The organism is Cupriavidus lacunae (assembly GCF_003353055.1).
Lineage (GTDB): Bacteria > Pseudomonadota > Gammaproteobacteria > Burkholderiales > Burkholderiaceae > Cupriavidus > Cupriavidus lacunae.
In genome coordinates this window covers 183,283-197,933 of record NZ_QKWJ01000001.1, presented here as the reverse complement: position 1 = coordinate 197,933, position 14,651 = coordinate 183,283, and the positions used below count along the sequence as shown (strand labels likewise).

At 57.8% G+C, this 14,651-nt stretch carries 14 protein-coding genes; 13 read left to right on the top strand and 1 reads right to left on the bottom strand.

What is annotated here, in order from left to right:
* Window positions 1–34: 34 nt before the first annotated feature.
* From DN412_RS00920 to DN412_RS00905, 4 genes are all read left to right on the top strand, one after another.
* Window positions 35–1,009 (top strand): aspartate carbamoyltransferase catalytic subunit, encoded by a 975-nt coding sequence (locus tag DN412_RS00920; protein WP_115012791.1) that lies wholly within the window; start codon window positions 35–37, stop codon window positions 1,007–1,009.
* A 62-nt stretch (window positions 1,010–1,071) separates the two neighbouring features.
* Window positions 1,072–2,355 (top strand): dihydroorotase, encoded by a 1,284-nt coding sequence (locus DN412_RS00915; protein ID WP_115012790.1) that lies wholly within the window; start codon window positions 1,072–1,074, stop codon window positions 2,353–2,355.
* 7 nt (window positions 2,356–2,362) lie between these two features.
* Window positions 2,363–3,181, top strand: a complete 819-nt coding sequence (locus DN412_RS00910) for a lysophospholipid acyltransferase family protein (RefSeq protein WP_115012789.1) — start codon at window positions 2,363–2,365, stop codon at window positions 3,179–3,181.
* 286 nt (window positions 3,182–3,467) lie between these two features.
* Complete coding sequence (locus DN412_RS00905; RefSeq protein WP_244222528.1) at window positions 3,468–4,673, top strand: GumC domain-containing protein; 1,206 nt, start codon at window positions 3,468–3,470, stop codon at window positions 4,671–4,673.
* Between the two features lie 79 nt (window positions 4,674–4,752).
* Here DN412_RS00905 and DN412_RS00900 read toward each other — a convergent pair whose 3' ends face one another.
* Window positions 4,753–5,601 (bottom strand): symmetrical bis(5'-nucleosyl)-tetraphosphatase, encoded by an 849-nt coding sequence (locus tag DN412_RS00900; RefSeq protein WP_115012788.1) that lies wholly within the window; start codon window positions 5,599–5,601, stop codon window positions 4,753–4,755.
* A 229-nt stretch (window positions 5,602–5,830) separates the two neighbouring features.
* Between DN412_RS00900 and rfbB the strand changes: the two genes are divergently transcribed.
* The 9 genes from rfbB to wbjC all read left to right on the top strand — a co-directional run bounded on the left by rfbB (window position 5,831) and on the right by wbjC (window position 14,651).
* Entirely contained in the window at window positions 5,831–6,895 is a 1,065-nt protein-coding gene (gene rfbB, locus DN412_RS00895; protein ID WP_115012787.1) for a dTDP-glucose 4,6-dehydratase, read from the top strand.
* A complete protein-coding gene (rfbD, locus tag DN412_RS00890) occupies window positions 6,885–7,802 on the top strand; it encodes a dTDP-4-dehydrorhamnose reductase (RefSeq protein ID WP_115012786.1) in 918 nt (305 codons plus the stop codon). The genes rfbB and rfbD overlap by 11 nt, the downstream gene beginning before the upstream one ends.
* Before the next feature lie 11 nt (window positions 7,803–7,813).
* The gene (gene rfbA / locus DN412_RS00885) at window positions 7,814–8,695 is read left to right on the top strand and encodes a glucose-1-phosphate thymidylyltransferase RfbA (RefSeq protein WP_115012785.1); all 882 of its coding nucleotides are present in this window, start codon (window positions 7,814–7,816) and stop codon (window positions 8,693–8,695) included.
* Window positions 8,686–9,246 carry a dTDP-4-dehydrorhamnose 3,5-epimerase gene (gene rfbC, locus DN412_RS00880; protein WP_208647547.1) on the top strand — a complete coding sequence of 187 codons (561 nt, stop codon included), beginning with the start codon at window positions 8,686–8,688 and terminating at the stop codon, window positions 9,244–9,246. The genes rfbA and rfbC overlap by 10 nt, the downstream gene beginning before the upstream one ends.
* Window positions 9,247–9,324: 78 nt before the next feature.
* The gene (locus DN412_RS00875) at window positions 9,325–10,494 is read left to right on the top strand and encodes a hypothetical protein (protein ID WP_133303010.1); all 1,170 of its coding nucleotides are present in this window, start codon (window positions 9,325–9,327) and stop codon (window positions 10,492–10,494) included.
* Window positions 10,491–11,633 carry an EpsG family protein gene (locus DN412_RS00870; protein ID WP_115012782.1) on the top strand — a complete coding sequence of 381 codons (1,143 nt, stop codon included), beginning with the start codon at window positions 10,491–10,493 and terminating at the stop codon, window positions 11,631–11,633. Before DN412_RS00875 ends, DN412_RS00870 begins: the two co-directional genes overlap by 4 nt.
* Window positions 11,634–11,714: 81 nt before the next feature.
* Window positions 11,715–12,446, top strand: a complete 732-nt coding sequence (locus tag DN412_RS00865; RefSeq protein WP_115012781.1) for a glycosyltransferase family 2 protein — start codon at window positions 11,715–11,717, stop codon at window positions 12,444–12,446.
* Window positions 12,447–12,457: 11 nt separating this feature from the next.
* Window positions 12,458–13,519 carry a polysaccharide biosynthesis protein gene (locus DN412_RS00860; RefSeq protein WP_115012780.1) on the top strand — a complete coding sequence of 354 codons (1,062 nt, stop codon included), beginning with the start codon at window positions 12,458–12,460 and terminating at the stop codon, window positions 13,517–13,519.
* Window positions 13,520–13,523: 4 nt separating this feature from the next.
* Entirely contained in the window at window positions 13,524–14,651 is a 1,128-nt protein-coding gene (gene wbjC / locus DN412_RS00855; RefSeq protein WP_115012779.1) for a UDP-2-acetamido-2,6-beta-L-arabino-hexul-4-ose reductase, read from the top strand.

Below are 14,651 nucleotides of genomic sequence, written 5' to 3'. Positions count from 1 at the left end.
ACCACCCCCGTTTTTTGCCCGCGCCCGACCAGCCATGACCAAGACGTTCCGCAACCCGCAGCTCACCAAGAACGGCGAACTGAAGCACCTGCTGTCGATCGAGGGGTTGTCGCGTGACATGATCACGCACATCCTCGACACCGCCAGCCAGTTCGTATCGCTGTCCGACTCAGACCGCGATGTCAAGAAGGTGCCGCTGCTGCGCGGCAAGAGCGTGTTCAACCTGTTCTTCGAGAACTCCACCCGCACCCGCACCACCTTCGAGATCGCCGCCAAGCGGCTGTCGGCGGACGTGCTGAATCTGAACATCAACGCCTCGTCGACCAGCAAGGGCGAGTCGCTGCTGGACACCATCAACAACCTGTCGGCGATGTCCGCCGACATGTTCGTGGTGCGCCATGCCAGCTCGGGCGCCCCGTACCTGATCGCCGAGCACGTCGCGCCGCACGTGCACGTGATCAACGCCGGCGATGGCCGCCACGCCCACCCGACGCAGGGCCTGCTGGATATGTACACGATCCGGCACTTCAAGAAGGACTTCACCAACCTGACGGTAGCCATCGTCGGCGACATCCTGCACTCGCGCGTGGCGCGCTCGGACATCCACGCGCTGACCACGCTGGGCGTGCCCGAAGTGCGCGCCATCGGCCCGCGCACGCTGCTGCCCTCGGGGCTGGAGCAGATGGGCGTGCGCGTCTTCCACAACATGGAAGAAGGCCTGAAGGGCGTGGACGTGGTCATCATGCTGCGGCTGCAGAACGAGCGCATGAGCGGCGCGCTGCTGCCGTCCGCGCAGGAGTACTTCAAGGCCTACGGCCTCACGCCGGAACGCATGGCGCTGGCCAGGCCCGACGCCATCGTGATGCACCCGGGCCCGATGAACCGCGGCGTCGAGATCGACTCCGCCGTGGCCGACGGCCCGCAATCCGTGATCCTGAACCAGGTGACCTTCGGCATCGCCGTGCGCATGGCCGTAATGGGCATCGTGGCGGGAAATAGCGACGAATGACGCAGTCGAGTGACACGAGCCAGAACACACCGAAACAGCCAAGCGACACGACAAGCCAAGCTATGAAGATTCACATCAAGGGCGGCCGCCTGATCGATCCGGCCAGCAACACCGACGCCGCGCAGGACCTCTACATCGCCGCCGGCAAGATCGTCGGCGTGGGCAGTGCCCCGGCGGACTTCACCGCCAACAAGACCATTGACGCCAGCGGCCTGATCGTATGCCCCGGCCTGGTCGACCTGTCCGCGCGCCTGCGCGAGCCCGGCTACGAATACAAGGCCACGCTCGAATCCGAAGTGGCAGCCGCCACGGCCGGCGGCGTGACCAGCCTGGTCTGCCCGCCCGATACCGATCCGGTGCTCGATGAACCGGGCCTGGTGGAAATGCTGAAGTTCCGCGCCCGCACGCTGAACCAGACCCACGTGTACCCGCTGGGCGCGCTGACCCTGGGCCTCAAGGGCGAGACCCTGACCGAGATGAGCCAGCTGACCGAAGCCGGCTGCGTCGGCTTCAGTCAGGCCGAGGCCCCGGTGCATAACACCCAGGTGCTGCTGCGCGCGCTGCAATACGCCCAGACCTTCGGCTTCACCGTCTGGCTGCGCCCGGAAGACCCGTTCCTCGGCGGCGGCGTCGCCGCCAGCGGCGCGGTGGCGTCACGCCTGGGCCTGTCCGGCGTGTCAGTCATTGCCGAGACCGTGCGCCTGCACACCATCTTCGAACTGATGCGCAGCACCGGCGCCCGCGTGCACCTGTGCCGCCTGTCGTCCGCCGCCGGGCTGGAGCTGGTGCGCCAGGCCAAGCGCGAAGGCCTGAAAGTGACCTGCGACGTCAATATCCACCACGTCTCGCTGACCGACATGGACATCGGCTACTTCAACTCGCAGATGCGCTTCTCCCCGCCGCTGCGCAGCCTGCGCGACCGTGACGCCATCGTCGCCGCGCTGGCCGACGGCACCATCGACGCCCTGTGCTCGGACCATACGCCCGTGGACGACGACGAGAAACTGCTGCCCTTCGCCGAGGCATCGCCTGGCGCAACCGGCCTGGAACTGCTGCTGCCGCTGACCCTGCGCTGGGCCACCGAGCACAAGGTCCCGCTGGCCCAGGCCCTGGCCCGCATCACCGCCGAACCCGCCCGCGTGATCGGCCTGAAGGCCGGCACCCTCGCCGTCGGCAGCGCCGCCGACGTGTGCGTATTCGACCCCAGGCAGGTCTGGAAGGTCGAACGCCGCTCCCTCAAGAGCCAGGGCAAGAACTCGCCGTGGCTCGGCTACGAGATGGAAGGCAAGGTCCGCATGACCCTGGTCGGCGGGCAGGTAGTCTACGGAAACAATAACCACCACTGAGCCCTCGATGATCTGGATGCGCAAGACCGCGCTGGTGCTGCACCTGCTACGCGGGCTGCTGACCTGCGCCTTGCTGTTCCCGTGGCTGGGCGTGCGCTCGCGCGAGTGGCATATCCGGCGCTGGTCGCTGCTGCTGCTGCGGATATGCGGGGTGGAGGTGGAGGTGGTCGATGCTACTGGCATCCCATCGACCGGCGCCGGCCGGCAGGGTGCGATGGTGGTGTCCAACCATATCTCCTGGTTGGATATTTACGTCATCCACAGCTGGCAGCCGGTGCGTTTTGTTGCCAAATCGGAGATTCGCAGCTGGCCGCTGGTTGGGTGGCTGTGTGATAAGACGGGCACCATCTTCATCGAGCGCGGGCGCAAGCGGGATGCGCATCGGGTGTTGCATGACATTACGGATGTGATGCTGCAGGGGGATCTGGTGGGGGTGTTTCCGGAGGGGACCACGACTGACGGGACCACGGTGTTGCCGTTTCATGCGAATTTGATGCAGGCGCCGATTTCGGGTGGGTTGCCAGTGCAGCCGGTGGGGTTGAGTTATCTGGACAAGGTAACCGGGGAACCGACGCTGGCGCCGGCTTATATCGGCGATCTGACGCTGCTGCAATGCCTGAATGCCGTCCTGGAGGCGGGTCCTATTACCGCGCGCCTTGTCCTGGCGCCGCTATTGCAATCCACGACCGCGAACCGACGCGAGTTGGCCGAGATTGCCAGGGAGGTCGTGGTTCAGCATATCTATGGGGCACGGCAGCATGTCGAAACCGTGACATCCGAAATGAGCGCTGCTGAATCGCGTGGAATGCAACAGACTGGAGTTTGAGACTTCGGGGATATGCCATCCTCACGAATTCATCTATGGTGCTCAAAAGGCTGCGGATCAGCGGCCTGCATCACGTAGGGTGCGCTGGGCTGGAGTGCCAGATATCGGCGGTATCCCCCCCGAAGTGGGGGTGGGAAAACGCGAGGAGACAAAACAGAATTCCGTGCCATGTGGGATTCCGAGCCCTGACATGGCAGTTCCGGGCTGGGTGAAACGGGTGTGAGTGCGGCGCGGTTGTCAGCAGCCTCGTCGGCCGAAAAATATAAAAAAGTATTCGGAAGCAATAATGGGAAACAAGGGTGTCGCAAGCCAGACTTCGGAGCTGGATGCTATGGTCGTTTTGGTCAGATCGGTCGGAAGTTGGCTAAGCGCGCGCAGGAAGCCATTGCTGTGGCTTGTGCCAGTGATTTCGGTGGCCGTGTTCTTCCTGCTGTTCCAGGTGCTGTGCCGCTACCAGAGCGAGGGCTTCCTGCGCGCCACGCGCAAGTTGACGGAATACAACACCCAGCGTGCATCCTTCGCCGACAAGAACACCTTGTCGCAGTTCCTCCAGGCCGGCAAGGCCACGCATGATCCCAATGCGCAGTACCTGCTTCGTTCACTGGATGACCGTTTCCTGCAGACGCATGTGGAAGTCGTGCTGCCGTATTCGAAGGCTGACCTCAAATACCTGAACGACATTAAGAACCCGATTGACCCCAACCTGGTTGGCTTCTCGATCAAGTTTGCCGCTGATATGCCGGCGGATGCGGTCGCGCGCGTCAAACTGATGGGGGATTACCTTAAGGATACGATGTTGCAGCAGGACCTCGAGGAAGCGATCCATCAGCGTGCCGGCGAGGTCAAGGCAAAGCAGCAGAAGATCGATAACCTGCTGATCAAGAAGCGCCTCGATGTTGAGGAATCTATCGGCAAGCTCAATGCGCTTAAGAGCATTGCCGCAAAATACCCTGAAGCCGCAAAGCTTGAGTCCCGGCAACTGCTGGCCTCGGATGGCAGCAGTTCCAAATACCTGTCCCCAGTGATGCAACTTGTCGGGGTTGAGTCCGAGCTCGCGGACTTGCGCATTGAACTGGCATCGCTCGAGCGCGATGCAGCCCAGAACCAGCTAGCGCACCGATTCTATCTGCGCGCGGAGGAACTTGGCGCGTCCGCTAAGTCTGGTAAAGCGCTCTTGGATGCGTTCCAGACCCTCAAGGACGGTGTGTTCAAGGACCAGAACCTTGATGACGACCCGGTCCGAGAGGTGTACAACGGCATTGGCCTCGTGATCGAGGACATGCGGACCAAGCATCTTGTTAACGCTCGGTTTGTGTCGGGACCTACGTTGCCGGATCGTCGTTCTGGTCCGGGGCGTGCAACGCTACTGTTCCTTTCTCTGTTCAGTGGCGGCGTGCTCGCGGCTGCAGGCATCTTCGCGTGGGAGTGGCTGCGGAAGGGGAAAGCCAAGGTCGTCGCCAATGATTTCCACGGGGCTGAGCTTCAGGCTTAGTTCGAGTAGATTCACGCCGGGCTGCAGCCCGGCGTGAATCTGATGCTTGACGCCGCTTGCTGATGGTCGGTCGGGCTGCTCACGCAAGCGGATTGCAATATTGCGGGCAGTCCACCTGAATTACGGTCCGGTCGGGAGGGTTTGGCGCTAGACGAGCGGCGGTTAGCTTCCCACCCCACACGCAGCCCGTGTCAAGAGCCATCAGGTTCGGGCGCATCACAAGGCCCAAGGTGGACCAATGGCCACAGACAATAGTGATATCTGCGGTGCGTCGTCCCGGTGCATCGAACCATGGGTAATAGCCCGCCGATGCCTTTCCCAGTCCTTCCTTGGTTTTGAGATCCATTACGCCGTCTGAAGTGCAATAGCGCAGGCGAGTAAGAGCATTAACCACGACCCGGTGGCGCTCGATGCCTCGGAGACTGTCATGCCAGCGGTCTGGTGCATTGCCAAAGATGTTGGCAAGAAAGGCCTGCCAATTGGGGCCCTGCAACTGCTCTTCAACTTCGCGGGCGAGGTCGATGACCTGGGTGGTGGTCCATTGGGGGAGGACGCCGGCGTGGACCAGCAGGAAGCCGTCTTCTTGCAGGGCAAGGGGCCGGTGGCGAAGCCATGTGAGTAGTTCTTCAAGGTCGGAGGCCGAGAGGATTTCATCCAGTGTGTCGGTCTTGCCGCGCTTGCGGACACCCGCCGCTACGGCGAGGAGGTGGATGTCGTGGTTGCCGAGGACAGTCTCGGCGCGGTTGCCCATGTTATGGACAGCCCGTAAGGCGTTAAGCGAAGCTGGGCCACGATTGACGAGGTCTCCCACGAAGCGCAGGCGAGTGCAGGGCTCCAGTCGGCGCAACAGCGTGTCGAGGGACTCCGCACAGCCTTGAAGATCGCCAATTGCGTATAGTGATCTATTGGTATCTTTAGTTGTTGTCATCAGGGGATGGTGCAACTATTTCGCTGCCAATTGTAGTTTTGTGACCGATATCTCGTGACACCGTTACATGAGGCTACAAAAAGAGCGGGTAGTGGTTTGGGAAGGTATGTTCCGTCGGATAGAATACCGCCACTTCTGCAGGCATTAAAGCCCCGCCGTCCTGAAGGGGACAAGGTGGGCGCTCGGCTTTTGTCGGGTCGTCGAAACATATCGAGGCAAGGAGCAAGTTTTGTCGCATATTTTGGTCACAGGCGGTGCCGGTTTCATCGGTGCCAACTTCGTTCTGGCGTGGTTGAGCGACAAGTCGGCCGATGGGGTTATTAACGTCGATAAGCTCACATATGCGGGGAACCGGAAGACATTAGCTTCGGTCGACGACGACCCTCGCCATGTCTTTTCGCAAACGGATATTTGTGACCGTGCTGCGCTGGATGAACTCCTCACGACATATCGGCCGCGCGCGGTTCTGCACTTTGCCGCGGAGAGCCATGTGGACCGTTCCATCCATGGCCCTGCTGAATTTATTCAGACGAATATCGTTGGCACCTTCACGTTGCTGGAGGCTGTCCGCGCCTACTGGAGTGGCTTGGAGGACGTCGCCAAGGCCGATTTCCGATTCCTACATGTTTCGACAGATGAGGTCTTTGGCTCCCTCGGGCCTGCGGACCATCAGTTCTCGGAGACCACTCCGTACGCGCCGAATAGTCCATATTCAGCATCGAAGGCCGCGTCAGATCATCTGGTCCGTGCCTATCACCACACCTACGGCCTGCCCGTTCTGACCACGAACTGCTCCAACAATTACGGCCCATATCACTTCCCTGAGAAGCTGATTCCGTTGATGATCACCAACGCGCTGATGGGTAAGCCACTGCCCGTTTACGGCGATGGCCAGAACGTGCGCGATTGGCTCTACGTGCGCGATCACTGCAGTGCCATTCGGGAAGTCCTGGCGCGAGGCCGCCCGGGGGAGACGTATAACGTCGGGGGTTGGAACGAGAAGACCAACCTCGACGTGGTTCACACGCTTTGCGACCTGCTGGATCAGTTCAAGCCGAAGGCGAATGGCTCCTATCGCGACCAGATCACGTTCGTGAAGGATCGCCCAGGCCACGATCGCCGTTACGCCATCGACGCGCGTAAGCTGGAGCGCGAGTTGGGCTGGAAGCCGGCCGAGACGTTTGAGAGTGGCTTGGGCAAGACGGTGCAATGGTATCTGGATAATCAGCCGTGGGTTGAGGATGTTATGTCCGGTGAATACCGTAACTGGGTAGCCAAGCAATATGCAGCCTAAGCGATTGCAGACACCTACCCTTCTTGTGACCGGATGTAACGGGCAGCTCGGATTCGAACTTCAGCGCAGCCTTGCGCCGCTCGGGCGTGTAGTGGCACTGGATCGTGCGGCTTGCGACCTCACGCAAGTTGACGAGATCCGACGGCTCGTGCGGGAGGTCAGGCCCGATTTGATCGTTAACCCTGCGGCCTACACGGCCGTGGACAAGGCCGAGGACGATCCCGACACGGCCTTCAGCATCAACGGGACGGCACCAGGCGTGCTGGCCGAAGAGGCCAAGGCGCTGGGCAGCCTCCTGGTGCACTATTCCACCGACTATATCTTCGACGGCCGCCGGGATCGCGCCTACGTGGAGACGGATCCGGTTGGCCCGCAGTCGGTGTATGGCAAGAGTAAGCTCGTTGGCGAACAGGCCGTGACGGCATCGGGCGCAGCGGCGCTGGTGTTGCGGACCTGTTGGGTCGCCGGTGCCCACGGTAGCAATTTCGCCAAGACGATGTTGAAGCTGGGGCGCGAACGCGACAGCCTGCGAGTGATTTCCGACCAGTACGGCGCACCGACCACGGCCTCGCTGATCGCAGACGTTACGGCACAAATTGTTGCGCGCCATTGGTTGTTTGGCGATCGCAGTGTTTTTCCAGCTGGCATCTATCATCTTGCTGCGGCTGGCGAGACCACCTGGCATGGCTACGCAACCGAAGTGCTTGCCTATGCGGCAAGCAAGGGCGTGGAGCTCAAGGTGGACCCTGCCAGGATCGAGGCCATCCCTGCCACCGCCTATCCATTGCCGGCGCCGCGGCCATCGAACTCACGGCTGGACACTGGCAAACTACGCGACACCTTCGGCATCCATCTTCCGGACTGGCGACCGGGTATTCATTACCTGCTAGATCAGATTCTTTCCTGATTCACGACACTATGCGCAAAGGCATCATCCTTGCCGGGGGCTCCGGCACCCGGTTGTATCCGGTCACGCGGTCCGTTTCCAAGCAGTTGCTGCCTGTCTACGACAAGCCGATGATCTACTACCCGCTGTCGACGCTCATGCTGGCGGGGATTCGCGATATCTTGATTATTTCGACGCCGGAAGATACGCCGCGCTTTGCAGCTATGCTTGGCGATGGTAGCGACTGGGGTATCAATTTGCAGTATGCCGTGCAACCAAGCCCGGACGGGCTCGCGCAGGCATTCACTATTGGCGAGAGTTTTGTCGGAAATTCGCCGAGTGCATTGGTGCTGGGCGACAATATCTTCTACGGCCATGATTTCCAGGGCCTTCTGAGACAAGCTACTAAACAGGAGTCCGGCGCCACTGTATTCGCATACCACGTGCAGGATCCTGAGCGCTATGGCGTGGTCGCATTCGACCCGGAAGGCAAGGCGATAAGTATCGAGGAAAAGCCGTCTGTCCCCAAAAGCAATTTCGCCGTGACAGGGCTTTATTTTTACGACAATGATGTCGTGGATATTGCCAAGAGCGTCAAACCGAGTGCGCGCGGCGAATTGGAAATTACTGAGGTCAATCAAGTCTACCTTGCGCGAGGTCAACTTACCGTCCAAATCATGCAGCGGGGTTACGCGTGGCTGGATACCGGTACTCACGATAGTTTGCTGGAAGCGGGTCAATTCATCGCCACTCTGGAGAACAGACAGGGTATGAAGATCGCTTGCCCAGAAGAGATCGCATGGCGACAAGGGTTTATCAGTTCGCAGCAAATGGAGAAACTTGCTGCGCCCTTGGCCAAGAATGGATATGGCCGGTATCTGATGCAGTTGTTGAAGGAAGCGAAATCAGCATGAACGTTATTCGTACGTCGATTCCGGAGGTCCTCCTCTTTGAACCGCGAGTGTTTGGTGATGAACGGGGATTCTTCTTCGAGAGCTTCAATCAGAAGCGCTTTGAGGACCTGACCGGCAGTGCAGTGACCTTCGTGCAGGACAATCATTCGCTAAGTGCGCGAGGAGTGCTGCGTGGGCTTCACTTTCAATTGGATCCAATGGCCCAGGGAAAACTCGTGCGCGTTGTGCGAGGTGAGGTGTTTGATGTGGCGGTCGATATCCGACCACAATCATCGACATTTGGTCAATGGGTGGGCGAGCGCCTATCAGGTGAAAACAAGCGGCAGTTGTGGATTCCACGTGGTTTCGCGCATGGCTTTGTCGTGCTGAGCGCTGAGGCTGAATTCCTTTATAAGACAGACAACTACTACTCGCCGGAGCATGAACGCTCGATTCGGTGGGATGATCCTTCGATAGGGATCGAGTGGCCCTTAGAGGAAGCGCCGACGTTGTCCGCTAAGGATACGGCTGCACTTGGACTGGCTGACGTCATTGCAGCAGCTCGAGATTGAAATGGTGATGCCGTTTGCCCGTCATTGCACGGACCTGCTGCGTTGAGCAAGGCCATGGGGCGGAATACGTAAGCAAAAATGCGATATTTATCGGTACTGATCTCAAACATATTCGTCAATGTGCCGACGGTATTGCTCGTACTTATGTACGCACATTTTGGAACGTTTGGTGATTCCGCTAGCCTTGGCATTGCTCTAGCTTATGCTGCACCGCTATTCCTTTTCTTCTCGATGCAACACGGCGTAGCAATCCTGAGTGGCAACTTGACGTGGGAAAATGCAATAGCGATGCGCGCCAAGCTTGCTCCGGCGTATTTGACCCTCGCAGTGGCGATCTCATTCGTTTACCAAGAATGGCTGATTCTGCTGGTAGCGCTCTATCGTTTTGGGGATTTGCTATATGAGCCGGTCTTTTGCGAGAAGATGCGCAATGGCGATGCACGTGGAATGCTGGTGGGCAGTGGCGGCCGATTGGTCGTGTTTCTACTTGGATTGATGCCAGGATTCACTCTTGGGCTTGGGCCGGTGCAAACGCTCGCCATTTTGGCGACGCTCAACATTGTCATGGCCGCATGGTCTGCCGGATCCAGTTGGTATGCAAGCATTCGGCGGGTGGCTCTCAAGGGCGGTGATTTCCTAATGGGGGCGGCCGCCTGTCTCGCTAGCCTTAGTGTCAACGTGCCGAGGTACTTTCTCGTGGGGGCACATGAGGGTGATCTCGCGGCATACTCGAACATCCTCACGGTGATGATGGCTGGCACCCTGCTGTTCGTATCGTTCAACAATATGTTTTTTGCGAGAGCGACGCGTGTTGGGCGAGATGGGGTAGTCTCATTTTTCTTGCGGTCCAGCTTGCTTGGCCTGTTGGCGACCTCACTGGCTTGGTTGCTCATAGTCGACAACTATCAAGTAGCCAAGGTGTTGGTTCAGTTCGGCTTGGGCGCAAGTTATTTGCCTTACGCAATTCTGTTGCCTTTGTTCTGGATATTTTATTGCGCCCTTTATCTGCAGAATGTGGCGAATTGCGTCCTGATATATGCTGGTGGCAGTCGCCAGATTTTTTTGTCGAATTTCCTGTTGCTGATATTCTTGGCTATTGGATTCATGGGATTGCCCGGTGCAATTTCAGCCTATCGGGCGTTGATCATCGCTGTTGCCGCAATGGGAGTTTTTTTACTGCTTATTATTTCGCTGGCCGTAGTCAGGCTCCGGAGTGATGATGGTCTCTCGCGGAACTGTGCAGCATGATGTTCTATCTTGTGGTCTTCGCGCTGCTATGGTTTGCGCTATATTATTCGGCGGCAAAAGGTGAGATTTCTGAGCCGCTCGAGGTCATGGCACTCGTGGTATTTGTGTTGATTGCGGGGCAGCGCTTCGAAACGGGAAATGATTGGCTCGTCTATCGAGACCACTATATCGCGCTGCAGAACTTTGGACTTGAAGGGGGGAATAGCGAGCAATTTCCCGTTTTCGAGCCTTTATACGTGTTGCTCGTGTGGATGGCGGGTCGGCTCTTCGATTTTCAGACGTTTTTGCTGCTGGTTGCTCTATTTAACGGTATTGTGCTTTATCGATTCGCCAAGGCATGGCGGGTTAGCTTTCTTGGCGTATTTGCGATCTACTATGCGTGGCTTTATCTGGCAACGCAGATGGCGACAATTCGTCACTCGCTGGCTATTTCGTTTGCCTTGCTTGCGCTAATTGCTATTTTTAAGAGTAGAAAGCTATTGGCATTTGTGCTGCTGCTGGTCGCATCGGGAATGCATCTTTTTTCGCTCGCCTTCTTCGCGCTCTTTGTTCTTTTCAAACGTAGCTTGAGTATTGGCTGGGTGCTCGCGTCGCTGGTCGGTGGTTTTGTTGCCGTTTATATAGTTCTGTTCGCTGTCAGTGCAGGCCTCCTATCGTGGCTGCCATTCTCCGAGAAGATTGCTCTCTATGCGGATGTCGCTGCAGTTGGCCAGTTGTCTGCGGGAAGTCTGGCGTATATTGCTCTGAATCTGGCCTTCCTGTTCTGGTTGATGCGCGATTTTGGCGACGATATTCAGTCGCGTGTCGCCAAATGGAGTGTATTTTATCTGCTATTCTTCCAGATTGCGCTGTGGATGCTTCCGGTTTTTTGGAATCGAGTGCAGATTTTCACACTGATTATTCAGGCCTGTGTGCTATCTAAATACCTTATTGAGCGACAACGAATGCTGACCTTGGCTGGGGTCTGTGTGCTTTCGCTGGCTATGTTGATAAAATTTCTTGCGGACCCTGCCTATATCTCGTATATACCTTATCAGAGTTATTGGGTTGATGTATTGCTTCCTGGTACGGTCCGTAGCGATGGCGAAAAGAGATTTTATGAGGCCATTGATGCAAATCGAGAGCGTGGCGCGAAATAACGTAAGGATTAATCTTGGTTGGGGTGCGGCGATTCGCCGTGGTAGCGACCATGCAGAATCAATGAACTAACGTGAACACATATGATTAGCGTTTGTATCGCGACCTATAATGGCGAAGCATATATACGTGAGCAGCTGGATTCGATCCTTGAGCAACTTGGAGGAGGGGACGAGGTTGTCGTTTGCGACGATCAGTCCCGCGACCGGACTCTAGAGATCATCGCTGGCTACCAGGATTCCCGTATCCGTGTGTATCGAAACGAAGCTCGCCTTGGTCACGTCAGGAATTTCGAGAGGGCAATGTCGTTGTCGAAGGGCGAGTTTATTTTCCTCTCCGATCAAGATGACGTCTGGCTACCTGGCCGAGTGCAACTCATGATGTCCCGACTCATGGAAGATTCCGATGTTGAGTTGGTGGCTAGCAACTTTGACCTTATAGACCCCAATGGCTTGCGCGTGGGTGAATTCAGGAAGCTGGGGGCGGTAAAGGTATCTCGCTTCGGGCAGATCTTTGCAATTTTTGCAGGCCGGGCGCCATACTTTGGTTGCACATTCCTGCTTAAGAGAACGCTGCTGGAAAGTTGCCTCCCCATACCACGTGGCATTGAGTCGCATGATATTTGGTTTGCACTTGTCGCAAGTTCGGTTGGCAAGGTTGTCAATCTGCCAGTGCCAACTTTATTGCATCGTATACATGGAGGTAATTTGACTGCCGAGAAACGGCGCGCGCTCGCCGTCGTGCTTGGATCGCGATTGCTGTTCCTCAAGTCTCTCGTGCTGAGAATCGCCTCACTCAAACTTAAAATAGCTTAGGACTGCCAGAAATGACGAGATCGTTGGATTATTTCCGTGGAAAGACGCTGCTTGTAACCGGTGGTACCGGTTCGTTTGGGAATGCGATACTGCACCGTTTCCTTTCGACGGAGATTGCCGAGATTCGGGTGTTCAGCCGGGATGAAAAGAAGCAGGACGATATGCGTAAGCGCTACGCAAATTCGAAGCTCAGGTTCTACATCGGAGATGTTCGTGATAATCAGAGCATTGCAGCCGCGATGCGGGGTGTCGACTTCGTGTTTCACGCGGCAGCACTCAAGCAGGTGCCCTCCTGCGAGTTTCACCCGATGCAGGCAGTACGGACCAATGTGCTCGGTACGGAGAACGTGCTAGAGGCCGCCATTGCCGCAGGCGTGAGGCGGGTTGTCTGCCTGAGTACCGATAAGGCTGTGTACCCGATCAATGCGATGGGCATCAGTAAGGCCATGATGGAAAAGGTCATGGTCGCTGCCAGTCGGAATCTTGAGGGCACAGATACGGTGATTTGCGGTACACGCTATGGCAACGTAATGGCGTCGCGCGGCTCAGTTATTCCGTTGTTTGTGGATCAGGTTCGCACAGGCAAGCCGATCACAATGACTGACCCTTCGATGACGCGTTATATGATGACGCTCGCCGATGCCGTCGATCTCGTCCTTTATGCTTTCGAGCACGGAAACAACGGCGACATTTTTGTCCAGAAGGCTCCGGCCGCCACCGTGGAGGTGCTGGCCAAGGCGATCTTGGAGATTATGAGCAAGCCGGAGCATCCGGTTCACGTAATCGGCACGCGCCACGGCGAAAAGCTCTACGAAGCGTTGCTGAGCCGCGAGGAAATGGCCTGCGCCGAAGACATGGGCAAATATTTCCGCGTGCCGCCGGATGGTCGCGACCTGAACTATGCGAAATTTGTGGAAGAGGGCGAGCAGCGCATCACCCAAAGCACGCATGGCCAGGACTACAACTCGCACAATACGACCCGTCTGGATGTGGAGGGTATGAAGACGTTGCTGCTGAAGCTCGATTTCATGCAACGCATTGCGCGTGGCGAGCAAGCGGTGGCAGAGGAATAAAGTCATGAAGGTACTGATCACCGGAGCCAATGGCTTCGTCGGCAAGAATCTTCGCCTGCATCTGGCCGAGCGCAAGGAGGTTGAAGTACTCTGCTTCGCGCGCGAAGATGATCCGGCACGCCTGCCGGCGTTGCTGGGTGAAGTGGATTTCGTATTCCACCTGGCAGGCGTCAATCGGCCGCAAGATCCCCAGGAGTTTGTCACTGGTAACACGGATCTGACGCAGGCGCTGGCGCAGGCAGTCAGTGCAGTGGCCGGGGAAACAGGGCGCAAGGTGCCCGTGATCTATGCATCGTCGACCCAGGCTGCAAGGGACAATCCCTATGGTCTGAGCAAGCGTGGCGCCGAACAGGCACTGCTCGAAGTTGCGCGCAGCCACAAGGTTCCGGTGCATGTTTTCCGGTTGCCCAACTTGTTCGGCAAGTGGTGCAAGCCGAACTACAACTCTGCGGTGGCCACGTTCTGCCACAACATCGCGCGTGGTATTCCGATCCAGATCAACGATCCGGCGGCGCCTGTCACCCTGGTCTACGTGGACGATGTCATCGAGCGTTTCCTGCAGTTGATGGACGGTGCGGATGCTCAGGTGGACGCCGAGGGCTTTGCCGTGGCGGCGCCGCAGTACACCACCACGGTGGGCGAATTGGCCGAGCGGATTCAAGGATTCCGGAACAGCCGCGACACGCTCACAATTGATCGAGTCGGTACGGGCCTGGTTCGTGCACTGTACGCGACCTATGTCAGCTACCTGCCAGTGGAGTCGTTTTCGTATGAAGTGCCACAATACGGTGATCCGCGCGGCGTGTTCGTCGAGATGCTCAAGACACCGGACTGTGGCCAGTTCTCGTTCTTCACCGCGCACGCGGGCATCACGCGGGGCGGGCACTACCACCACACGAAGACTGAGAAGTTTCTAGTGATCAAGGGTCAGGCCCGGTTCAAGTTCCGGCATATGCAGACGGGCGAAACACATGAACTGGTCACGACCGGAACCAAGCCGGAGATCGTGGAGACTGTCCCCGGCTGGACGCACGACATCACCAATGTCGGCCAGGAAGAGATGGTGGTGATGCTTTGGGCAAATGAGGTGTTCGACCGCCAGCGTCCAGACACTTTCGCCTGTCCCCTTTGA

Coding starts and splice junctions, on each gene's coding strand:
- DN412_RS00920 (WP_115012791.1), top strand. CDS start 35: ATGACCAAGACGTTCCGCAACCCGCAGCTCACCAAGAACGGCGAACTG.
- DN412_RS00915 (WP_115012790.1), top strand. CDS start 1,072: ATGAAGATTCACATCAAGGGCGGCCGCCTGATCGATCCGGCCAGCAAC.
- DN412_RS00910 (WP_115012789.1), top strand. CDS start 2,363: ATGATCTGGATGCGCAAGACCGCGCTGGTGCTGCACCTGCTACGCGGG.
- DN412_RS00905 (WP_244222528.1), top strand. CDS start 3,468: ATGGGAAACAAGGGTGTCGCAAGCCAGACTTCGGAGCTGGATGCTATG.
- DN412_RS00900 (WP_115012788.1), bottom strand. CDS start 5,601: ATGACAACAACTAAAGATACCAATAGATCACTATACGCAATTGGCGAT.
- rfbD (WP_115012786.1), top strand. CDS start 6,885: ATGCAGCCTAAGCGATTGCAGACACCTACCCTTCTTGTGACCGGATGT.
- rfbA (WP_115012785.1), top strand. CDS start 7,814: ATGCGCAAAGGCATCATCCTTGCCGGGGGCTCCGGCACCCGGTTGTAT.
- DN412_RS00875 (WP_133303010.1), top strand. CDS start 9,325: ATGCGATATTTATCGGTACTGATCTCAAACATATTCGTCAATGTGCCG.
- DN412_RS00870 (WP_115012782.1), top strand. CDS start 10,491: ATGATGTTCTATCTTGTGGTCTTCGCGCTGCTATGGTTTGCGCTATAT.
- DN412_RS00865 (WP_115012781.1), top strand. CDS start 11,715: ATGATTAGCGTTTGTATCGCGACCTATAATGGCGAAGCATATATACGT.
- DN412_RS00860 (WP_115012780.1), top strand. CDS start 12,458: ATGACGAGATCGTTGGATTATTTCCGTGGAAAGACGCTGCTTGTAACC.
- wbjC (WP_115012779.1), top strand. CDS start 13,524: ATGAAGGTACTGATCACCGGAGCCAATGGCTTCGTCGGCAAGAATCTT.